Source organism: Luteibacter sp. 22Crub2.1, from assembly GCF_900167995.1.
GTDB classification, from domain to species: Bacteria; Pseudomonadota; Gammaproteobacteria; order Xanthomonadales; family Rhodanobacteraceae; genus Luteibacter; species Luteibacter mycovicinus.
The window spans coordinates 21,720-42,308 of record NZ_FUYT01000021.1; the positions used below are offsets into that span (position 1 = coordinate 21,720).

The 20,589-nt window shown below is 65.5% G+C and carries 16 protein-coding genes and 1 riboswitch; of the genes, 9 read left to right on the top strand and 7 right to left on the bottom strand.

What is annotated here, in order from left to right; all coding sequences use genetic code 11:
• The first annotated feature begins 17 nt into the window (after nt 1-17).
• The 4 genes from B5X73_RS18730 to B5X73_RS18745 are packed head-to-tail and all read left to right on the top strand — an operon-like array spanning nt 18 to nt 4,048.
• Nucleotides 18-734 (top strand): MtnX-like HAD-IB family phosphatase, encoded by a 717-nt coding sequence (locus tag B5X73_RS18730; RefSeq protein ID WP_036110916.1) that lies wholly within the window; start codon nt 18-20, stop codon nt 732-734.
• The gene (locus B5X73_RS18735) at nt 731-2,134 is read left to right on the top strand and encodes an aspartate aminotransferase family protein (RefSeq protein ID WP_043695487.1); all 1,404 of its coding nucleotides are present in this window, start codon (nt 731-733) and stop codon (nt 2,132-2,134) included. The genes B5X73_RS18730 and B5X73_RS18735 overlap by 4 nt, the downstream gene beginning before the upstream one ends.
• 17 nt (nt 2,135-2,151) lie before the next feature.
• Nucleotides 2,152-3,216, top strand: coding sequence for a GNAT family N-acetyltransferase (locus B5X73_RS18740; protein ID WP_079522870.1), 1,065 nt, complete (start codon nt 2,152-2,154; stop codon nt 3,214-3,216).
• The gene (locus B5X73_RS18745; RefSeq protein WP_079522871.1) at nt 3,194-4,048 is read left to right on the top strand and encodes an arginase family protein; all 855 of its coding nucleotides are present in this window, start codon (nt 3,194-3,196) and stop codon (nt 4,046-4,048) included. The genes B5X73_RS18740 and B5X73_RS18745 overlap by 23 nt, the downstream gene beginning before the upstream one ends.
• Before the next feature lie 56 nt (nt 4,049-4,104).
• On the opposite strand, the gene B5X73_RS18750 is transcribed toward B5X73_RS18745, so the two are convergent.
• Nucleotides 4,105-5,118: a YeiH family protein gene (locus B5X73_RS18750; protein ID WP_079522872.1), complete on the bottom strand. Its 1,014-nt coding sequence runs from the start codon at nt 5,116-5,118 to the stop codon at nt 4,105-4,107.
• Between the two features lie 88 nt (nt 5,119-5,206).
• On the opposite strand from B5X73_RS18750, the gene B5X73_RS18755 reads away from it, so the two are divergent.
• Nucleotides 5,207-6,088 carry a LysR substrate-binding domain-containing protein gene (locus tag B5X73_RS18755; protein ID WP_079522873.1) on the top strand — a complete coding sequence of 294 codons (882 nt, stop codon included), beginning with the start codon at nt 5,207-5,209 and terminating at the stop codon, nt 6,086-6,088.
• 62 nt (nt 6,089-6,150) lie between these two features.
• On the opposite strand, the gene B5X73_RS18760 is transcribed toward B5X73_RS18755, so the two are convergent.
• The 5 genes from B5X73_RS18760 to B5X73_RS18780 all read right to left on the bottom strand — a co-directional run bounded on the left by B5X73_RS18760 (nt 6,151) and on the right by B5X73_RS18780 (nt 13,210).
• The gene (locus tag B5X73_RS18760; RefSeq protein WP_176167894.1) at nt 6,151-7,140 is read right to left on the bottom strand and encodes a diguanylate cyclase domain-containing protein; all 990 of its coding nucleotides are present in this window, start codon (nt 7,138-7,140) and stop codon (nt 6,151-6,153) included.
• Nucleotides 7,137-7,706 carry a chemotaxis protein CheB gene (locus B5X73_RS18765; RefSeq protein ID WP_036110928.1) on the bottom strand — a complete coding sequence of 190 codons (570 nt, stop codon included), beginning with the start codon at nt 7,704-7,706 and terminating at the stop codon, nt 7,137-7,139. The genes B5X73_RS18760 and B5X73_RS18765 overlap by 4 nt, the downstream gene beginning before the upstream one ends.
• Complete coding sequence (locus tag B5X73_RS18770; RefSeq protein ID WP_079522874.1) at nt 7,703-8,542, bottom strand: CheR family methyltransferase; 840 nt, start codon at nt 8,540-8,542, stop codon at nt 7,703-7,705. Before B5X73_RS18770 ends, B5X73_RS18765 begins: the two co-directional genes overlap by 4 nt.
• Nucleotide 8,543: 1 nt before the next feature.
• Complete coding sequence (locus B5X73_RS18775; RefSeq protein ID WP_079522875.1) at nt 8,544-12,197, bottom strand: response regulator; 3,654 nt, start codon at nt 12,195-12,197, stop codon at nt 8,544-8,546.
• 104 nt (nt 12,198-12,301) lie between these two features.
• A complete protein-coding gene (locus B5X73_RS18780; RefSeq protein WP_079522876.1) occupies nt 12,302-13,210 on the bottom strand; it encodes a CPBP family intramembrane glutamic endopeptidase in 909 nt (302 codons plus the stop codon).
• Between the two features lie 131 nt (nt 13,211-13,341).
• On the opposite strand from B5X73_RS18780, the gene B5X73_RS18785 reads away from it, so the two are divergent.
• Nucleotides 13,342-15,000: an FAD-dependent oxidoreductase gene (locus B5X73_RS18785; protein ID WP_079522877.1), complete on the top strand. Its 1,659-nt coding sequence runs from the start codon at nt 13,342-13,344 to the stop codon at nt 14,998-15,000.
• Nucleotides 15,001-15,088: 88 nt separating this feature from the next.
• Here B5X73_RS18785 and B5X73_RS18790 read toward each other — a convergent pair whose 3' ends face one another.
• A complete protein-coding gene (locus B5X73_RS18790; protein ID WP_036110937.1) occupies nt 15,089-16,690 on the bottom strand; it encodes a peptide chain release factor 3 in 1,602 nt (533 codons plus the stop codon).
• A gap of 356 nt (nt 16,691-17,046) precedes the next feature.
• Nucleotides 17,047-17,162, top strand: a riboswitch (SAM riboswitch).
• 92 nt (nt 17,163-17,254) lie between these two features.
• Between B5X73_RS18790 and B5X73_RS18795 the strand changes: the two genes are divergently transcribed.
• Genes B5X73_RS18795 through B5X73_RS18805 form a run of 3 tightly spaced genes read left to right on the top strand, consistent with a single transcriptional unit; the run spans nt 17,255 to nt 20,562 of the window.
• A complete protein-coding gene (locus tag B5X73_RS18795; protein WP_079522878.1) occupies nt 17,255-18,295 on the top strand; it encodes a homoserine O-succinyltransferase MetX in 1,041 nt (346 codons plus the stop codon).
• Nucleotides 18,296-18,298: 3 nt separating this feature from the next.
• On the top strand, nt 18,299-19,498 hold the full coding sequence (gene metB, locus B5X73_RS18800) for a cystathionine gamma-synthase (RefSeq protein ID WP_036110939.1): 1,200 nt from the start codon (nt 18,299-18,301) through the stop codon (nt 19,496-19,498).
• Nucleotides 19,495-20,562 (top strand): homoserine dehydrogenase family protein, encoded by a 1,068-nt coding sequence (locus B5X73_RS18805; protein ID WP_079522879.1) that lies wholly within the window; start codon nt 19,495-19,497, stop codon nt 20,560-20,562. The genes metB and B5X73_RS18805 overlap by 4 nt, the downstream gene beginning before the upstream one ends.
• Nucleotides 20,563-20,589: the final 27 nt, after the last annotated feature.

A 20,589-nucleotide genomic window follows, 5' to 3' on the forward strand; every position in this document is an offset into this window, starting at 1 on the left:
ATCACCGGCCCATCCACGTGTCGAGCCCTTCCTCCTGGAACATCCTCTGCGACTTCGACGGAACGATTGCCGTTGAGGACGTGATCGACTCCCTACTGGACCGGTACGGCCGTCCGGGCTGGGAGATTCTCGAACGCGACTGGCGCGCCGGCGTCATCGGCTCCGCCGTGTGCATGGCGGGGCAGGTCGCCCTGCTCGACATGAGCCGTGACGAGCTCGCTCGTCATCTGAACGGTCTTCACATCGACCATGGCTTCGCATCCTTCGTGAGGGCCACCATCGAGTACGGCGTTCCGATGGAAATCGTCAGCGACGGCCTGGACCATGCGATCCACGCGATCCTGGCCAATCACGGCATCGACACGCTGCCGACCGTCGCCAACCATCTGCTGCAGAGCGGTCCGCGCGACTGGAGCCTCACCTCGCCGTTCAGCGTGTCCGGTTGCCGTGCGGGTACCTGCAAGTGCGCACGCGTCGAAGCGGCGAATACCCGTGGCGGCAAGACCCTGCTCATCGGCGACGGCGCGTCCGATTTCTGCGCCGCCGATCGCGTCGACTTCGTCTTCGCCAAGAACCGCCTGATCGAACACTGCCGCGCCGCCGGTATCCCGTATGCGCCTATCGCCAGTTTCGACGAGGCGCGCGAACTGCTTCCCGAACTGCTTGCCGGTCGTCTGCCGGCACAGACCGTCATTCCCCTTCACGCGACGAGCTCCCAGGAACTGCCTGCATGAACATCCTTTCCAAGAACCCGCAGCTCGTCATCGACGACGCGACCCTGCTGGCCGACGAAGCGAAGTACTGCTCGTTCGGCGACACCGTGCACTACGTGGATCCGCCGAAGATCTTCCGTCACGCGGAAGGCAGCTACATCTACGACAGCGAGAACATTCCGTTCCTCGATCTGCAGATGTGGTATTCGGCCGTCAACTTCGGCTACGGCAACAAGCGCCTGAACGACACGCTGAAGGCGCAGATCGACCTGCTGCCGCAGGTGGCCAGTCAGTACCTCCATCAGGGCAAGATCGAGCTCGCCAAGACCATCGCCGTCGACGCCAGGCAGAAATTCGGCCTCGACGGTCGTTGCCACTTCAACGTGGGTGGCGCGCAGGCGGTCGAAGACTCGCTGAAGCTCGTGCGTAACGCGCGCGGCGGCAAGAGCCTGATGTTCGCCTTCGAAGGCGGTTACCACGGTCGCACGCTCGGCGCTTCGTCGATCACCTCCAGCTACCGGTACCGTCGTCGCTTCGGTCACTTCGGCGAGCGCGCGCAGTTCATCCCATTCCCGTACCCGTTCCGTCGCCCGAAGGGCATGACGCCGGAAGAATATTCCGATGCGTGCGTACGTCAGTTCGAGCGCCTGTTCGAAACCGAATACAACGGCGTGTGGGATCCGAAGGTGGGCGAGGCCGAATACGCCGCGTTCTACGTCGAGCCGATCCAGGGCACCGGCGGTTACGTCATCCCGCCGAAGAACTTCTTCATCGATCTCAAGAAGGTGCTCGACAAGTACGGCATCCTGATGGTCGTCGACGAAATCCAGATGGGTTTCTGGCGCACGGGCAAGCTGTGGTCGATCGAGCATTTCGGCGTCAACCCCGACGTGCTGGTCTTCGGCAAGGCGCTGACCAACGGCCTCAATCCGCTGTCCGGCATCTGGGCGCGCGAAGAACTGATCAACCCCGAGATCTTCCCGCCGGGTTCGACGCACTCGACGTTCAACTCCAACCCGCTCGGTACCGCGCTGGGTCTGGAAGTGATCAAGATGGGCTATGAGCTCGACTACGGTACCCGCGTCGCCGAGAAGGGCAAGCACTTCCTGGACGGCCTGCGCGACCTGCAGAAGCGTCACAAGGAGATCGGCGACGTCGACGGCCTCGGCCTCGCACTGCGCGCCGAGATCTGCACGGACGATGGTTTCACGCCGAACAAGGCGCTGCTCGACCGCATGGTCGACATCGGCCTGGCCGGCGGTCTCACTCACGAAGGCAAGAAGATCGGTCTCGTGCTCGATGTCGGTGGCTGGTACAAGAACGTAATCACGTTCGCCCCGTCGCTCGACATCAGCCACGAAGAAATCGACCTCGCTATCGCGTTGCTCGACCAGTGCCTCACGCTGGCCAAGCGCGGCTGATACCCGGCAGCCACGCGATGGCGTTCGTGAACCAGCTCGAGCCGGATGCCTTGCTCGGGCATTTTGAACGCCATCCACCGCACGGGTTCACCCCGACCCGTGCGGTGGATGGTTCGCCACTTTTCGTGGCTCCGTTCGACCTGCTGACCACCGCCGACGACGAGCTTCGCCGGCGTGTGGCCAGTTTTCCGTTTCAGTCGCTGCTGAAGCGTCTGCTGACGCCGCGTACCTGCTTTGCCGGGACGACGGTCTCCGAATATTCGCTGTTCGATGCATGCAACGACCCTGCCGCGGTGGCCGCCTCGTGGGCGTGCTCGTTCGGTGCCAGCCATCCGCTGCTGATCGTGAAGGACCTCGCGGTGGATTCGCCGCTGACCAGCGTGCGCGATCGTGCCTGGACCGCGCGTTTCGTCGATGCCGCGCGCGACCGCGGTTACATCATCGTCGAAGGGCAGGCACTCGCCTATGTGCCCATCGACTTCGGCTCGGTCGACGAATACCTCGGCCGGCTCTCCGCGTCGCGGCGAAAGAATCTCCGTCGCAAGCTTCGTTCGCGCGACAAGCTCGACATCGCGGTGATCCCCACCGGCGATGCCTTCGCTTCGGACGAGATCGTCGACGGGTACTACGCGCTGTTCGAAAACGTCCACGCGCAGAGCGAAGTCCACTTCGACAAGCTGTCACGCGATTTCTTCGCCGCCGTGCTGCGCGATCCGGGCGGGCAGGTGTTCACCTACCGCGTCGACGGCCGTCTCATCGGCTGGAACCTCTGCTACGAACACGATGGCAAGTTGCTCGACAAGTACGTAGGCTTCGCGTACCCCCAGGCGCGCGAGTTCGATCTGTACTTCGTCAGCTGGTTCGTCAATCTCGAATTCGCCCTGGCGCGCGGCCTCCGGTTCTATGTCGCCGGCTGGACGGATCCCGCGGTCAAGGCGTCGTTGGGTGCGCGTTTCCACCTGACCCGGCATGCCGTGTACATCCGTCATCCGCTGCTGCGCGCCGTGCTTCGGCGTTTCGCCCATCGTTTCGAATCCGACAGCGTATGGGAGGCCTCCGATGCGGACGCCCATCGTACTTGACCTCGATGGGTCGGTCGGCGCATTGCCGGGTCGCCTCGTGCTTCCGCTGAGGGAGTGGGAAGAGCCGATCCGCTTTGGCTGTTCGGTATCCAGCCTTCGTCGCTTCTCGGCCGACCTGGTGGAAACCCTCCCGCGTGAGCACGGCACGGTCTTCATGGGCAGCGGCGATTTCCATCATCTGACCTGGCCGCTGGTCGAGCGCGTCCCCGGTAAGGAAAGTTTTCAGGTCGTCGTGCTCGACAACCATCCGGACAACATGCGTTTTCCGTTCGGTGTCCACTGCGGATCCTGGGTACGCCGCGTCGCGATGATGCGGCGGGTCAGCCATGTCCATGTGATCGGCATCACGTCGGGCGATATCGGACGCGGACATGCCTGGGAGAACTACCTCGGGCCACTGCGTGCCGGCAAGCTGACGTACTGGTCGACGGGCGTGGACACCATCTGGGCGCTGAAGCTCGGGCTCGGTGCGCGTTTTCGTTCATTCCTTACCAGCGAAGGCATGGTCGACGCGTTCGTAAAAATGCAGGCGAGCAGCAGCGAGCCTGTGTATCTGTCGATCGACAAGGATGCGTATGCGCCCGATGTCGCCATGACGAACTGGGACCAGGGCACGCTCAGCGAAGCGGGCGGCGAGGCCATCATCCGGGTCGTGCGCGGGCGCGTCATAGCCAGCGACGTGACCGGCGAGATCTCGCGCTATCGGTACCGGAGCTGGTGGAAGCGCAAGCTCAGCGCCATGGATGGTCAGGATGAAATCGACGCCGGAAGGCTGGCGGTGTGGCAGGCGCAGCAGCATGCGCTGAATCTGCGGATTCTGGCTGCTATTTGAGCTTCTCTTTCATCTGGCCAAGTGGCTACCGACCTTGCGCGATTGGCTATGTGTTTTCACCAACGGCCGATCAGGTGCTGCACGAGCAGGCTGGTGAGCGCCACGGCGGCCCAGACGCCGAGTCCGAGAAGGATCGGGCGGGGGCCGGTGGATGCCATGCGACGCAGGTCGGCCGACAGGCCGATGGCGGTGAGGGCGACCACGATCAGGCATTCCGCGACGAAGTGGATCACCGGCAGGGCGACCTCGGGAACGAGACCCGCGGTGCGGATACCCGAGGCGACCAGAAACCAGAGAATGAACCAGGGAAAGATCTTCGCGAGACTGAAGTCGCTGGCGCCCGAGCGTTTCTGACGCCACGCCACGATGAGGGCGATGCCGAGACTGATGGGAATGATCAGGGTAGCGCGCGTTAGCTTGACGATGGTGGCGTAGTCACCAGCCGCATGACTGAAGCTGTAGCCGGCGGCGACGACCGACGAGGTGTCGTTGATCGCGGTGCCTGCCCAGAGGCCGAAGCCCAGATCCGTCAGGCCCAGCAGATGGCCCAGCAGGGGGAAGAGCAGCACGGCGACCAGATTGAACAGGAAGATCGTCGAGATGGCGAAGGCGGTGTCGTGTTCGTCCGGCTTGATGATCGGCACCACGGCGGCAATGGCGGAGCCGCCGCAGATCGCGGTGCCGATGCCGATCAGTACCTGAAGCTTGTCATGGACATGCAGCATGCGACCGAGCAGCCACGCCGAGAGGCCTGCCACGGCGACGGTGGCCAACGTCACCGAGAGCGATTCCAGACCGATATGGGCGACCTGGGTCAGGCTCAGGCCGAAGCCCAGCGCGATGATCGACCACTGCAGGACCTGCTTCGAGGCGAAGCGGATGCCCGGCTGGAAGCGCGCCGCCGGCGGCGCAAAATGGCGGACCAGGATGCCGAGCACGATGCCGAAGACGGCGCCGCCGATGAGCGGTACGGCGCGGCCGAGCGCGAAGGCCACGGCCGCCACCGCGAGGGCGAGCAGGAAACCGGGAAGACGTGAAGGGGCGATGGGCGAAGCGACGACGGAGGACATGGCGGGGTTCCTGGCAATGTCCCTATTGTCCTGATCGACCACGTATAAGCATATTGAAAATCCCTTATCGGGTGTATAAGTCGAACTTATGTATGCCGTCAGCCCTCGTCAGTTAGAGATTTTCGTCGCCATCGCCGCCACCGGAAGTGTCCGCGCGGCGAGCGAACGACTGTTCCTCAGTCAACCGGCCGCGAGCATGGCCCTCGCCGAACTGGAGCGGCAGCTCGGTGCCGAACTGTTCGCTCGCGAGCGGGGGCGGTTGCGGATCAACGACCGCGGGCGCGAGCTGCTGCCGCTGGCGCAGGAACTGATCGAGCGGCATGCCGAGTTCGGTCGCAGGGCCGCCGGTGAACTGGCCGAGCTTGCCGGGGAAATTCGTGTCGGCGCCAGCAATACCGTCGGCAATTACCTGGTGGGCGATCTGCTGGGGACGTTCGCGTCCGCGCATCCGGGCGTTTCTTTGCGCCTGGGTGTCGCCAATACGGCGCGGATCGCCCAGGGCGTGCTCGACCATGACTTCGACATCGGTTGCGTCGAGGGGCCGGTGACGCACCCGTCGATCGAATCGCGCCCGTGGCGAGACGACCGGCTGGTGGTCTGCGCACGGCCGGATCACGTGCTGGCTGGAAAGAAGCGATTGCGCCGCGAGGATTTCGCCGGCGAACGCTGGGTGCTGCGCGAGCGAGGCTCGGCAACGCGGGCGCTGAGCGAGCGGGCGTTGGCCGAGTTGCCTGAAGGAAGAACCGTGCTGGAACTCGATCAGTCCGAGTCGATCAAGCAGGCGGTGATCGCCGGGCTGGGTATCGCGTGTCTCCCGGAGGTGGCGATCGGGGACGCGAGGGCGACGGGGCGGCTGGTGGTTCTGCCAACCCCTTTCCTGGACCTCCGGCGGGTGTTGTCGGTGTTGTCGCACCGGCAGCGGTATCGCGGGGCGGTGCTGGAAGCGTTTCTGGCCGGGCTGGGCCGATAAAAGCATCGTCAGCGAGGTTTGCTCCCGCCAGGAGAGCGGGAGCCAGCCTGACGGCGATACGGTCAGGCCAGAACGCAGCGGTTCTTGCCGCTGCGCTTCGCCTCATACATCGCCCCATCGGCAATCGCCACGATCTCGTCGTACGCCATGCCGTGATGGAACATCGTCACACCGATGCTGGCGCCAACGCGGGCGGGAACACGAATATCCCCGATGGTCAGCGTGTAAGGCTCAGCCACGGCATCGCAGAGCGCCTGGCAGCGCGTCAGCGCACCCGCGGCATCCGCCGTATCGTGCAGCAGCACGGCGAACTCGTCGCCGCCCAGGCGGGCCACCGTATCCGTACCACGCGTGCGGGCGTCGATGCGCAGCGCGATCGCCTTGAGCAGCTCGTCGCCGGCGGCGTGTCCGCTGGCGTCATTGACGCCCTTGAATCCATCGATGTCGATATAGGCCAGCGCGAAGGTCGCACCGCCTCCGTTGCCGAGCGTGATGGCGCCTTCCAGGCGTTCGCGGAACAACAAGCGGTTCGGCAGCCCGGTAAGCGCATCATGCGTCGCCTGATGGCGAACCAGCTGTTCCATCCGCGTGCGTTCGGCCACCTCGTTGGTCAGCTGCTCGTTTCGCGTCGACAGTTCGTCGAGCGCACTCTGTAGCAAGGCGCGGGCGCGATACAGCTCGAGGAAGATCTTCACCTTCGACTGCAGGATGACGTCGTTGATCGGCTTGGCGATGTAATCGACCGCGCCGGCCGTATAGCCCTTGATGCGGTTGACGTCATCGGCGTAGGCGGCGGTCACGAAGATAATCGGCGTTTCGTTCAGGTGGTCGTTTTCCGAGATGAATTCCGCCACCTCGAAGCCGTCCATCTCGGGCATGTTGACGTCGAGCAGCACCAGTGCGAACTGGTGATCGAGACACAGCGCAAGCGCCTCGTTGCCACTGGATGCTTCGAAAATGTCGGCGTCGGCACGGGCCAGCAAGCGGCGCATGGCGACGAGGTTGGCGGGCGTGTCGTCGACGACGAGGATCTTGGGTCGGATCGGATTCATGTCAGGCATAGTTCGTTGAGTCGCGCGGCGATGGCGTCGAGGGGCAGGCAGGCGTCCGCTCCCGCGCGTTCGAGGCCAGTCAATGGCATCACCTTCGCTTCGGCGGTCTGGGGATCCTGAATAACGGCATAGCCACCGGCGTGGCGTACGGCGACGAGGCCGTTGGCGCCGTCCGAGTTGGCGCCGGTCATCAGCACGGCGACGAGGGCATCGTGCCAGGCATCCGCGGCGGTTTCGAAAAGTACGTCGATCGACGGCCGTGCATAGGCGACCTTGGCGTCGATGCTCAGGGAGAAGTGCAGGTTCGGTTCGATCAGCAGGTGGTAGCCGGCGGGAGCGACGTGGATCACGCCCGGATCGACGGGCGCGCGCTCCTGGGCTTCGACGACCGGCAGCGGGCTGACGCGCGCCAGCAATTCGACCAGAAGCGATACGTCGGCCGAGCCGGTATGGCAGCAGATGACGACAGGCACGGCGAGCCGTCTGTCCAGTCCGGGGAGGACACGTTGCAGCGCCGACAGGCCACCGGCGCTGCAACCCATCACGATCGCCTGATGCGTGCTCATCGCGCCAGCGGCCTCGCACCGGAACCGCCCACCTGGTAAACGCGCAGCGCGTTGTCGACGTCCGAGAAGCCCGCCGCCGCGGGCGAGAAATCGATGTTCTCCCGGGTGCCGAGGCAGAGAAAACCGCCGCGCACGAGACTGTCGCGGAACAAGCCCAGCGTGCGGTCCTGCAAGGTGTTGGTGAAGTAGATCAGGACGTTGCGACAAAGGATCAGATGCGCCTCGCAGAACACCTCGTCCGTCACCAGGTTGTGATTGAAGAAGGTGACGTTGCGGCGCAGGCGGGTGTCCAGCTTGATGAAGTCGTAGCGCGCGCTGTAATAGTCGCTGAGCGAACGCTGTCCGCCGCCTTCCAGATAGTTGCGGGACCAGTCCCGCGCTTCGCGGGTCGCGTAGATGCCTTCGCCCGCGATCGCCAGCGCCGCGTCGTTGAAATCCGTGGCGTAGATGCGCGAGCGCTCGTAGAGTCCGGCTTCCTCGAGCAGGATGGCCAGCGAATAGACCTCCTGTCCATGCGCGCAGCCGGCCTGCCAGATGTTGATCTCGGGATAGGAGGCCAGTACCGGGAAGACCTTGTCGCGCAGGACGCGAAAGACCGCGGGGTCCCGGAACATCTCCGACACCGGGACCGACAGACCTTCGATGATCCTGGCGACGAAGCCCGGCTCGTGCAGCAAGCGCCGGGTAAGCTCGCTGACGCTGCCCGCATCGTGCGTGCGCACGAGCTGCTGCACCCGCCGCTTGAGCGAGGCGGGCGCGTATTCACTGAAATCGTGCCCGTGGCGCAGCTGCATCGCGCGCACGAACAACTGGATTTCGATGTCTTCGATATCCATATCAGCCGCGCTGCGGCAGCCACACGCGAATCAGCGAGAGCAGGCGGTCCACGTCGATCGGCTTGGACAGGTAATCGTTGGCACCCGCCTCCAGGCACTTTTCACGATCGCCGCGCATGGCCTTCGCGGTCAACGCGATGATCGGCACCTTCGCGACCGCCGGCTTCGCGCGGATCGCGCGCATGGTCTCGTACCCGTCCATCACCGGCATCATGATGTCCATCAGCACGAGTTCGATGTCCGCGTCCTTGTCCAGGGTGTCGAGTGCTTTCTGGCCATCCTGTGCCATCACGACGTCGACGCCCTTCGCCCGGAGCACCTTGGACAGGGCGAACAGATTGCGCATGTCGTCGTCCACCAGCAGCAGGCGACGGCCGCGGAGGTCCGCCTCGTCCATGCCGCCGGCAGGAGTGATCGCTTCGTCGCGCGCGCCGCCGCCATGACGGATCGAGTGCAGGAACAGGCTCACCTCGTCGAGCAGGCGGTCGGGCGAGCGGGCGCCCTTGACCACGATGCTGTCGGTGTACTGGCGGATCTTCATGCTTTCCTCGCGACTGAGGTCGCGACCCGAATAGACCACCACCGGCGGCGTATGACCGCCGCGCGCGAGCCGCTCGAGGAGCTCGATGCCCGACATGCCGGGCAGGCCGAGATCGAGCACGATGCAGTCGTACGGCGTATCGCCGGTCATGGCGAGTGCTTCCTCGCCGGAGGAAGCTTCGTCGATGACGACCGAGTCGTCCTTCAGCAGCGTGCGCACGGCGGCGCGCGCGCTGGCATCGTCGTCCACGACCAGCAGGTGGCGGGTGCGTCCTTCCGCGAAATGCAGCAGGCGCTCGAAAGCGTCCGAGATGGATTCGCGGCTGACCGGTTTGGTCAGGAAGCCGACCGCACCCAGCTCGAGGCCGCGGGTGGAATCGTCCGTGGCCGAGATGAAGTGCACGGGGATGTGCCGCGTGGCGGCATCGCCCTTGAGGCGCTCGATCACCGTCCAGCCGTCCATGCCCGGCAGCATCACGTCGAGCAGGATGCCGGTGGGGCGGTAACGGTTGGCCAGGGCCAGGCCGGTCTCGCCATCCGCCGCCGCCAGCACACGGTGGCCCTTGCGATGAATCATGTCCGCCAGAATGCGCGCGAAGGCCGGGTCGTCCTCGACGACGAGAATGATCGTATCGCCTGGATTGAGCGAGCCGCGGTCGTCATCGATGCTGTCCACGAGCAGGCCGGGCGACAGCGGGAGCGTCGCCTCGGCAGCCGCCTGCTGGAGCGGGATCGGCTCCGCGATCGAATCGCTCTCGGGCGCCGTCTCCGGCAGGAAGATGGTGAAGGTGCTGCCCTTGCCGGGCTCGCTGACGAGGGTGATGTCGCCGCCCAGGAGCATCGCGATGCGCCGGGAGATGGCGAGGCCCAGGCCGGTGCCGCCGTACTGGCGGCTGGTGCTGGCGTCGACCTGCTCGAAAGCGTGGAACACGCGCTGGAACTTGTCGGCCGGGATGCCGATGCCCGAATCGATCACGGCGATCGCGATGGTGTGGGCCGGATCGAGACCGTCCGGCAGCGCCGCCCCGGCGGCGGGGCGTGAGATGCGCAGCGCCACGGTGCCGCTGGAGGTGAACTTGAACGCGTTGCTGAGCAGGTTGTTGGCGACCTGTTCGAGCTTGGCGCCATCGGTGCGGATGGACACGGGAAGCCCGGGGGCGACGGTCACCTCGAAGCCGAGCTTCTTCTCCTGCGCGACGTGGTTGAACGTCCGGCTCAGGGTGCGTGAGAGATCGGCCAGCGGGAACGTATCGACCATCAGTTCCATCTTGCCGGCCTCGACCTTGGACAGGTCGAGGATGTCGTTGATCAGCCGGAGCAGGTTGGAGCCCGCGTCGTGGATGATCCGGGCCGACTCGACCTGCTCGCCGGTGAGGTTTTCTTCGTCGTTGTCGGCAAGACTGCGCGAGAGGATCAGCAGGCTGTTCAGCGGCGTACGCAGCTCGTGCGACATGTTCGCCAGGAACTCGGACTTGTACTGGCTGGCGCGCGCGAGCTCTTCGGCCTTTTCCTGGGTTTCGTTCTGCAGGGCCTGCAGCGAGTCCTTCTGCTGGTTGAGGGTGAGGCTCTTCTCTCGCAGTTCCTCGTTCGACGCATGCAGTTCTTCCGTCTGCACGCGCAGTTCTTCCTCGGAGGCGACCAGCCGCTGCGACTGCTCCTGCAGCTCGTTCGTCCGGTTCTTGAGTTCTTCGTTGGTCGAACGCAGGTCCTCCTGCTGCGAGCGCAGCGCTTCTTCCGAGGCGCGCAGTTCGTCGGCCTGGCTCTGCGTCTGCTCGAGCAGCGTGCTCGTGCGCAGCGCTCGCGAGAGATTTTCCAGCGACAGGGCGACGATCGGCATCAGTTCGTCGAGCAGGCGTTCCTGGACCGACGACAGGTGATCGAAGCTGGCGATCTCGAGGACGCCGAGCAACGTGTCGCGTGAGAGCACGGGCACCAGGATCACGCTGCGCGGCGACGCTTCGCCGGTGCCCGAGTGGATGCGCGTGTAATCGTCCGGCACGTCCTGCAGCACGATGGGCCGGCGCTCGATGGCGGCCTGGCCGACAAGGCCCTCGCCGAGAGCATAGGACGTGGTGACGTGGCGTCGCTGGCGGAAGCCGTAGCTGCCCAGCATCTCCAGCGTCGAGGTTTCTTCCCGCAACACGTAGAACACCCCGACGCCCGCCTTGAGGGTGGGAACCAGCTCGGAGAGCAGCGTGTCGGCGAACTCGCGGTAGGTCGTCGCACCCTGCAGGCGGTTCGACACCTGGGTGACGCTCGACTTCAGCCAGTTCTGCCCCGCCGTTTCGATCGCCATCTCCTTGAACACCTGGAGCGCACGGGCGATCTCGCCGATCTCGTCGCGGCGGCTCAGCTGGCGAACCTCGATGGTGTGGTCATGACCGGCCAGTCGCGTCATCAGCTCGGTCATCCGCACGATGGGCCGGGTGATCAGCTGGGAAGTCATGAGGATCACGGCGAAGCCGAACAGAAGGCAGACCACCAGCGAAATGACATCGATGTACTGAGTTGCCGCGAGTACGTGGTCCAGGGCCCTGGTCCGCTCCTCCAGCAGAACCCGCTCGCTGGCCGACATCTCGTCGATCAGCTTGCGAATGTCGCTCATCAGCACCGTGCGATGGTCGAGGTAGTCGTGACGAACGCGGTCCCGGGCGAACGACGCCTCGGGGGTGGCCGCGTTGCCGATGGCGCGCATCGGCTCCAGTCCCGCTTTGGTGACCTCGGTCTTCCAACGGTCGAGCATTTCCTGGGCACGGTCCAGGCGCGCCTGCTGCAGCGGGTTGTCGACCGTCAGCTGGCGGATCTGGGCGATGTCCTGGGTTATCTTGCGGTCGGCCCGGTCGAAGTCGGCCCATTCGGTTTCCGCCTGGTTGAGCAGGTAACCACGCGCCGCCACCTGCCGGGCCTGCGCGTCGTCGCTCGTATTGGCCAGGGTCAGCAGGACGACGTAGGTATGCGTCGACCAGGCCCGCGTGTCGTTCTCCCGGTAGAGCGACACCAGGTTGGCGACACAGGCCGCCACGAAAAGGGCCAGAAGGGCGCCGATGGCGAAGACGATCTTGCGCTGAAGGGGCTGGTCGGCCAGCCAGTTGCGCTTCTTTTCGTGAGAGGACATGCGAAGACCGGTAGTGGGACAAGGGTGCCGCGTCTGGCCCGTTCAGGTACTACACCCAAACCGGGCCGGGCTTCCATGGCGTCATACTGATTATCGGCGATACGTCACACGACTGGAGCCTGCGGGACGCGACGCCACGGCGGTGGGACCAGTGTGCCGCGGCGGATCGCCACGGCGAGACATACGGCCGTCGCCATCGAGCAGATGCAAAGGGCCGCGACGGAGGCCTCGGCGCCGAACGCGCCGCCGGTGAGCCATTCGGGCCCCTGCATATGGGAGGCCAGCAGGCCGTGCTGTTCGAAGCCGGACACCGGAATGCCGTAGAACGGCCCCTGGGCCATGTTCCAGGCGGCGTGGACGCCCATGCAGAGCCAGAGGGAGCGGGTCACGTTGTAGAGCAGCCCGAACAGGAGCCCGGCTTCCAGCGCAATGGCGATGGCGCTCCAGGCGGTGGCGCCGGGGTTCCAGATGTGCACGCCGCCGAAGAAGGCCGCGGAGATGATCAGCGAAGCCCAGGTCCCCAGGCCTTCTTCGACGATGCGGAAGAGCACGCCGCGGCTGATGATTTCCTCTCCCACGCCGGCACCGACTCCCGTGACCAGGATGGGACCGAGCCAGGCCACGTCGTGGTTGACGCCGTCGACGACGAAGACGCCCAGGGCGTAGAGGGTTCCCACGACCAGCGAAAACAACGCCGCGCCGCCGATCAGGCCGAGCGCCAGATGCGGTATGGCCTTGCGTGGCGCGAGCTCGTCGATCCGCCGTCGCTCGATCGTCCGCACCAGCAGCCAGTAGGCGATCACGATGGGCAGCAGCCGGAAGGCCTCGATCAGGGGTGTGACCTGATCGAATGGCAGGCTGCCCCGGGGCAGACCGATGCCGTTGTAGATGCGGCCGGCGATGAAGCCCAGTGCGCTGAGCGTCACCGCGAAAACGAGAATGCGACCGACCGGTGAGCGCAGGAGGCGCAACGGCAGCGAGGGGCGGTTGACGACAGTGGGCGGCACGGACATGAACAGTATCCTGATGGGCTTGCGGGCAGAGTCTACGCAGGCATGATGGTGCTCCGATACAAGATCGTCCCGTGCCACATCGGCTATCTTCCCACGAGGGCATACGGCCCCAACCCCCTGGAATCCGCTGCATGGCCATACCGTCAGAAAACGATCCGTCGAGCCCGATGAACCGTCGTGAGCAGACCTTCCCCCACCTTAGCGAAGAGATGGCGGCGCGGCTGGTCAGGTACGGAGTGGAAGAGACGGTCCCGGCCGGTACGCTGCTGTTCGAGCGTGGGCAGCGGCGCGTGGATTATTTCTTCGTGCTGGAGGGCAGTATCGAGGTCTACGACTTCCACGAGGACGGCGCGCCCAACATCTTCGTCGTCCACGGTCCGAACCAGTTCACCGGTGAGGTCGACCTCTTCAGCGAGCGCCAGGTGATGGTCAATGGCCGGACGGCCGTCGATACGCGTCTTGTCCGGCTCAATCCCCTACAGTTCCGTAAGCTGGTGTCCGGTGAGCCGGATATCGGCGAAATCATCATGCGTGCCTTCATCCTGCGCCGCGTGGGTCTCATTCAGAGCGGGCAGGGCGGCGTGATCCTGGCAGGCTCCGCCCACGCGGCGGACACGGTGCGCCTGCGCAGCTTCCTGATTCGCAATGGCTACCCGTACCGCTTGCTGGACACGGATATCGATGAAGACGCGCGCCACCTGATCGACGGGTTCGGCCTCGATCCGGAGGAGTGTCCGGTCGTCATCCTGCCTGATCGAACGGTACTCAAGTGCCCGACGACTTCCCAGCTGGCCGACGAACTGGGCATCTCCATCCTGCTCGATACCGATCACGTGCACGACGTCGCGGTCATCGGCGCCGGGCCCGCGGGACTCGCCGCGGCCGTGTACGCCGCGTCGGAGGGACTGGACACGCTGGTGCTGGAATCGCTGGCGCCGGGTGGTCAGGCCGGCACCAGCTCGAAGATCGAAAACTACCTCGGCTTTCCCACCGGTATTTCGGGGCAGGCCCTGGCCGGCCGCGCCCAGGTACAGGCCATGAAGTTCGGTGCGCACATGGCCATCGCGCGTGAAGTGCAGGGCCTGGACTGCTCGGCGCACCCGTTCCGTCTCAAGCTCGACAACGGCACCGTCGTCGCGGCGAAGTCCGTGGTCATCGCGACGGGTGCGCGCTATCGCAAGCTCGATCACGTCGACTACGAGCGCTTCGAGGGCCAGGGCATTCATTACGCGGCGACGGCGATGGAAGCGACGCTCTGTGCCGGCGAGGAAGTGGTGATCGTCGGCGGCGGCAACAGCGCGGGTCAGGCGGCGGTTTTCCTCGCGCGCACCGTGGCGCACGTACATATCCTCGTGCGTGGCAGCGGGCTCGCCGCGACCATGTCGGATTACCTGGTGCAGCGTATCGACCAGTCGCCGCGCATTACGCTGCATACGCACTGCAAGGTGGATCACCTCGATGGCGATGCCTATCTGCGAGAGGTGGGCTGGATCTGCAACGACGGCACACAGACGCGCAAGAAGATCGGTGCGCTCTTCGTGATGATCGGCGCGGAGCCGAATACGGCCTGGCTGGACGGCTGCCTGGATCTGGATCGAAAGGGTTTCGTGCTTACCGGCCGCGATGCCGATGGTTACGCGACGCCTTCGCCGTTCGCGACGACCCTGCGCGGCGTGTTCGCGGTGGGCGATGTGCGGTCGGGATCGATCAAGCGCGTGGCTTCAGGCGTGGGTGAAGGATCCGTGGTGGTGCAGGCGATTCACCGGTATCTGCATCCGTCGCCGGTCTGAGGCTGGATGAAAGCACGCCTCCTTTTCGCGCCATAAAAAAAGTCCGGCCAGGCCGGACTTTTTTATTGAGCCTAAGCTTTATTGAGCCTCAGACGTCGACCGACGCCGCATGCTCGCGCGTCGCCGAGAACCGGACTCCCGGCCAGCGCTCCTGCGCCAGCTGCAGATTGACCCGCGTCGGGGCGAGGTAAACCAGCTCGCCAGCCGCATCGATCGCCAGATTACCCGCGTTCTTCTCGCGGAATTCCTCGAGCTTTTTCGCGTCGTCGCAATGGATCCAGCGCGCCGTCGCCACACCGACCTGCTCGAAACTCGAGTCGACGTTGTACTCGTCCTTCAGACGATAAGCGACCACATCGAACTGCAGCACGCCGACCGCGCCGAGAATCAGGTCGTTCGACATCAGCGGGCGGAAGAACTGCGTCGCGCCTTCTTCCGACAGCTGCGCGAGGCCCTTCTGCAGCGCTTTCATCTTCATCGGGTCACGGAGACGCGCACGACGGAAGAGCTCCGGCGCAAAGTTCGGGATGCCGGTGAACGACAGCGGCTCACCTTCGGTGAAGGTATCGCCGATGGTGATCGTGCCATGGTTATGCAGGCCGATGACATCGCCAGGGTACGCCCGCTCCACGATTTCGCGATCGGATGCCATGAAGGTGAGCGCGTTGGCGATGCGCACTTCCTTGCCGGTACGCGTCTGCTGCATTTTCATGCCGGCGGTGTAGGTGCCCGAGCAGACACGCATGAAAGCGACGCGGTCACGATGCGCCGGGTCCATGTTCGCCTGAATCTTGAAAACGAAGCCCGTGAGCTTCTCTTCTTCCGGCTTGACTTCACGCGTCAGCGTCTCGCGGCTGCGCGGCGAGGGTGCGTGCTCGACGAAGAAGTCGAGCAGCAGTTGTACGCCGAAGTTGTTGACCGCCGAACCGAAGAACACCGGTGTCTGTTTACCGGCGAGGTAGGCGTCGATGTCGAAGGGATTCGATGCGCCGAGAACCAGTTCGAGCTCTTCGCGCAGTTCGTCGAGCGCGGCCTGACCGATCATCGTGGCGAGTGCGGGATCGTCCAGGCCCTTGAAGATCGTCGAGTCCTGGCGGGTGAAGTTCTTGCCCGGCTCGAACACGTGCACTTCGTCGAGCACCACGTGGTAAACGCCCTTCAGGCGGGAACCCATGCCGATCGGCCATGTCACCGGCGCGCAGGCGATCCCGAGTACGGACTCGACTTCGTCGAGCAGTTCGATCGGCGAGCGGCCTTCACGGTCGAGCTTGTTGATGAAGGTCATGATCGGCGTGTCGCGCAGCCGACAGACTTCCATGAGCTTGATCGTGCGCTCCTCGACGCCCTTGGCGCAGTCGATCACCATCAGCGCCGAGTCGACCGCCGTGAGCACGCGGTAGGTGTCCTCGGAGAAGTCCGCGTGGCCGGGTGTGTCCAGCAGGTTGACGATGGCGTCGTCATAGGGGAACTGCATGACCGACGAGGTCACCGAGATGCCGCGCTCCTTTTCCAGCGCCATCCAGTCGGACGTCGCGTGGCGGGCGGCCTTGCGGCTCTTCACCGAGCCGGCCATCTGGATCGCGCCGCCGAACAGCAGGATCTTCTCGGTCAGGGTCGTTTTGCCCGCGTCGGGGTGGCTGACGATGGCAAAACTGCGCCGCCGGCGGGTTTCGGTGAGGTGTGAGGACATGGGCAGGGTCGCTGTGAAGGCTAACCCCCTATTCTAGCAGGGGTTAGGAGGCTTGGCTGAGGCGGCCCGACGCCTCTCCCCACCGGTGACCCGGCCCGGCTGGGCGTCAGCGCGACGCCATCGGCCCGCGCCCGATGGGGTCCGGCCTTTCCGGCGACGTTCTCCCCACGTCCACGATCCCACAGCCTCTGACCCGTGCCGTCGCCATCCGCTATGCGCTTGCAGTCCGGAGCCCGCAGCCCGCCTGTGCCAACGGTTTCCCCGATGATTCGCACATCTCACACGTTCAGACATCTGGACATCTGGACGTCTAAACGGCTGTTGACACGTTTTGGATCGAGGCGTATCGTCGGTTTCACTCATCGAGACCGGCTGAGGGACAGGCCCTTTGAAGCCGGGGCAACCTGCGGATTTCCGCGACGGTGCCAACTCCTGCGGGTCGTGCTTCCGCACGTCAGCCGATAGATGGGATGTCCGTTGCGGGCACGCATTCGCGTAGCCGTGGCCGGCAATCCGCATACCGGTGTTCCCGCAGGGCTCGATCCCGAACGCAGGAATCTGGATATGTCAGCCGAGCCCTTCACCGTGATTTCCCTCCCCGAAACGGCCTGTGTTGCCGCGCCGCGTTGCGCCGCCGACCTCACCGAGCAGCGTGGCGTGCGCCGCGTCTCCTTCGTCCCGAAGTACGGCAGCGAAACGGTCAATGTGGACGTCCGTTACCTGTGGTGCGGCGCGCCTCATGCGCCGACGGTGATCGTGCAGGGCGGCATCTCGGCCGACCGGGACGTCTGTGCCGGACGCGACCGCGCCACTGGCTGGTGGCAGGAGCTGGTGGGGCAGGGCGCCGCGATCGACCTCGCCGAATGCCGCGTGCTGTCGATCGACTGGCTCGTCCCGGGCGACCTGGGCGACGACGTGGCCTCGGTCTCCAGCGAGGATCAGGCATCCGCGCTGGCCGCGCTGGTGGACGAACTGGGCATCGGTCGCGTTCAGGCCTTCGTGGGCTCCTCATACGGCGCGATGACCGGCCTGGCCTTCGCGGCCGCCCATCCGGACAAGCTGCGTTCGCTGGTACTGCTCGCCGGCGCGCACCGTCCGCACCCGCTGTCCACGGCGCAGCGCTCCGTGCAGCGCGGCATCGTCCGCCTCGGCATCGAGTCCGGACGGGTGGATGAAGCGCTCGCCCTGGCCCGTCAGCTGGCGATGACGACGTACCGCGGCAGCGAGGAATTCTCGCGCCGTTTCGCCGCCGGCCCCGAACTGCGCGACGGCCGCTTCCACTTCCCCGTGGAGGATTACCTGGAGCATGCCGGCCGTCGCTTCGTCGAACGTTTCGACCCGTCGCGTTTTCTCGCCCTTTCCGAGTCCATCGACCTGCATGACATCTCGCCGGAACGGGTTTCCGCACCGACGACGCTGGTCGGCTTCCCTTCCGATCGCCTCGTTCCGCTGTCGGACCTGTGCGAACTGCAGCGCCGTCTCGGCGGCACCGCCACCCTCGAAGTCGTGGACTCGCCGTACGGTCACGACGCCTTCCTCAAAGAAACCGTGCAGCTCGCTCCCGTGCTGCGTCACGCACTCAACGACTGTCGCGGAGACCGCTGAATCATGACCACCCACGAATCCCGTCTGTGTACCCGCGCCGTCCGCGCCGGCATCGAATCCGACACTCAGCACGGCGCCGTCGTGCCGCCGCTGCACCTGTCGACCAACTATGCGTTCGAGGGCTTCGGCCGCAAGCGCGCCTATGACTACTCACGCAGCGGCAATCCTACCCGCGACCTGCTCGGTGAAGCACTGACGGAGCTGGAAGAGGGGGCGGGCGCGGTCGTCACCGGCAGTGGGATGTCCGCCGTGGCGCTGGCGCTGGAACTCGTACCCTCCGGTGCTCTGGTGCTTGCCGCGCACGATTGCTACGGCGGCACCTGGCGCCTGCTCGATGCCTGGGCGAAGAAGGGGCGCTTCCGTGTGCGTTTCGTCGACTTCACCGATCCGACCGCGCTTGCGGATGGCCTCGCGGAGAAGCCGGCACTGGTCTGGGTGGAAACGCCGTCCAACCCTCTGCTGCGTATCACCGACGTGCGTCACGTCGCGCAGGCCGCGCATGCCGTCGGCGCACTCGTCGTCGTCGATAACACCTTCCTCTCGCCCGCCCTGCAGCAGCCGTTGACACTCGGCGCCGACATCGTCGTTCACTCGACCACCAAGTACATCAACGGACATAGCGACGTGGTCGGCGGTGCGGTGATCGCCGCGGACCAGGCGGTCGCCGAGCAGCTGAAGTGGTGGGGCAACTGCAACGGGCTCACGGGGTCGCCGTTCGACAGCTTCCTCACGCTGCGTGGTGTGCGGACGCTGGCCGTACGCCTTCGTGCCCACGAAGAAAATGCTCGCCGTATCGCCGACCGCCTCGACGCACACGACGCCGTGTCGCGTGTGTTCTATCCCGGTCTCGCGTCGCACCCCGGCCACGCGCTGGCGCAGCGCCAGCAGAAAGGTTTCGGCGCGATGCTCAGCTTCGAGATCGCCGGCGGTACCGACGCGATCGAAGCCTTCGTCGATGGCCTGCGCTATTTCTCGCTGGCGGAGTCGCTGGGTGGCGTCGAGAGCCTGGTCGCTCATCCCGCCTCCATGACGCACGCGTCGATGGCGCCGGAAGCGCGCAAGGTCGCCGGTATTTCCGACAGCCTGCTGCGTCTCTCGGTCGGCATCGAAGATGGTGACGACCTGCTGGCGGATCTCGAAGCCGCGCTGGCGCGCGCGGCGGCGGTGGCGTCGGTCACCTCGAAACGCAAGGTCGGCGCGTGAGCGCCGTGGTCGCCGCTCCCCTCGTGGACACGGCGCCGCGCACGGCGGTCGTCCTGCTCGGCACCGGCGTGGTGGGGCGTGCCTTGCTGACCCTGCTCGCGACACCGGCGGCGCGTTCCCTGCGCCTCGTTGGCGCCGCGAACTCGAAGCGTCAGCACACGCATGCTGACGGCCTGGTCCCTGCCGATGTCGCGGCGTTTCTCGCCAGGGGCAGGGATGGTCGCGAAAACGCGCCACTTCTGGCCGCGCTCGACGCCACGGGCGCCGAACGCAAGGTGGTCATCGACGCGACGGCGTGTTCGATCGAGGCCAGCCGCCACGCCGAGTGGCTGGCGGCGGGTTACCACGTCGTCACCGCCAACAAGGCGCTGGCCGGGGGCCATCTGTCCGGTTGGCGTGCGCTTCAGGGCGCAACCGCGAACGGCAGCGTTTATGGCGACGCCGCGACGGTGGGCGCCGGTCTTCCGGTGCTGTCCACGCTAAGGCGCCTGCGCAACTGCGGCGACAGCCTGCTGACACTGGAAGGCGTATTTTCCGGTTCGCTGTCCTGGCTGTTCAACCAGTACGACGGCAGCCGCCCTTTTTCGGCGTTGTTGTCGGACGCGCGGCGGCTGGGCTTTACCGAGCCCGACCCCCGCTCGGACCTTTCGGGCGAGGATGTCGCGCGCAAGCTGCTGATCATCGCGCGCAACGCGGGATTCGCATTGGGTACGGAAGAAGTGGAGGTTGAGAGCCTCGTGCCCGAGGCGCTTCGCGATCTCGATACCGCCACGTTCCTCGAACGGCTCGGCGAGCTCGATGAACCGCTGCGCATCCGGCACGAGCAGGCGAAAGCCAACGGCAAGGTGCTGCGCTACCTGGCACGCCTCAACCAGCGCGGCCGGGCTCGTGTAGGCCTCGTGGAAGTGGGCCCGGAGCATCCCGCGTCCCGCCTGTCCGGCACCGACAACCAGTTCGCGCTGACGACAACGCGCTATCACGCGACGCCTCTGGTGATCCAGGGTCCGGGCGCCGGCCCCGAAATCACGGCGCAGGCGCTGCTGGGCGATGTGCTGGCACTTTAATCCCGTCGGATCGTTTTTCTCCGCCCG

What these genes read in the sequence shown, in the direction of transcription:
- B5X73_RS18735 (WP_043695487.1), top strand. Translation starts at nt 731, where the DNA reads ATGAACATCCTTTCCAAGAACCCGCAGCTCGTCATCGACGACGCGACC.
- B5X73_RS18740 (WP_079522870.1), top strand. Translation starts at nt 2,152, where the DNA reads ATGGCGTTCGTGAACCAGCTCGAGCCGGATGCCTTGCTCGGGCATTTT.
- B5X73_RS18745 (WP_079522871.1), top strand. Translation starts at nt 3,194, where the DNA reads ATGCGGACGCCCATCGTACTTGACCTCGATGGGTCGGTCGGCGCATTG.
- B5X73_RS18750 (WP_079522872.1), bottom strand. Translation starts at nt 5,118, where the DNA reads ATGTCCTCCGTCGTCGCTTCGCCCATCGCCCCTTCACGTCTTCCCGGT.
- B5X73_RS18755 (WP_079522873.1), top strand. Translation starts at nt 5,207, where the DNA reads ATGTATGCCGTCAGCCCTCGTCAGTTAGAGATTTTCGTCGCCATCGCC.
- B5X73_RS18760 (WP_176167894.1), bottom strand. Translation starts at nt 7,140, where the DNA reads ATGAATCCGATCCGACCCAAGATCCTCGTCGTCGACGACACGCCCGCC.
- B5X73_RS18765 (WP_036110928.1), bottom strand. Translation starts at nt 7,706, where the DNA reads ATGAGCACGCATCAGGCGATCGTGATGGGTTGCAGCGCCGGTGGCCTG.
- B5X73_RS18770 (WP_079522874.1), bottom strand. Translation starts at nt 8,542, where the DNA reads ATGGATATCGAAGACATCGAAATCCAGTTGTTCGTGCGCGCGATGCAG.
- B5X73_RS18775 (WP_079522875.1), bottom strand. Translation starts at nt 12,197, where the DNA reads ATGTCCTCTCACGAAAAGAAGCGCAACTGGCTGGCCGACCAGCCCCTT.
- B5X73_RS18780 (WP_079522876.1), bottom strand. Translation starts at nt 13,210, where the DNA reads ATGTCCGTGCCGCCCACTGTCGTCAACCGCCCCTCGCTGCCGTTGCGC.
- B5X73_RS18785 (WP_079522877.1), top strand. Translation starts at nt 13,342, where the DNA reads ATGGCCATACCGTCAGAAAACGATCCGTCGAGCCCGATGAACCGTCGT.
- B5X73_RS18790 (WP_036110937.1), bottom strand. Translation starts at nt 16,690, where the DNA reads ATGTCCTCACACCTCACCGAAACCCGCCGGCGGCGCAGTTTTGCCATC.
- B5X73_RS18795 (WP_079522878.1), top strand. Translation starts at nt 17,255, where the DNA reads ATGTCAGCCGAGCCCTTCACCGTGATTTCCCTCCCCGAAACGGCCTGT.
- metB (WP_036110939.1), top strand. Translation starts at nt 18,299, where the DNA reads ATGACCACCCACGAATCCCGTCTGTGTACCCGCGCCGTCCGCGCCGGC.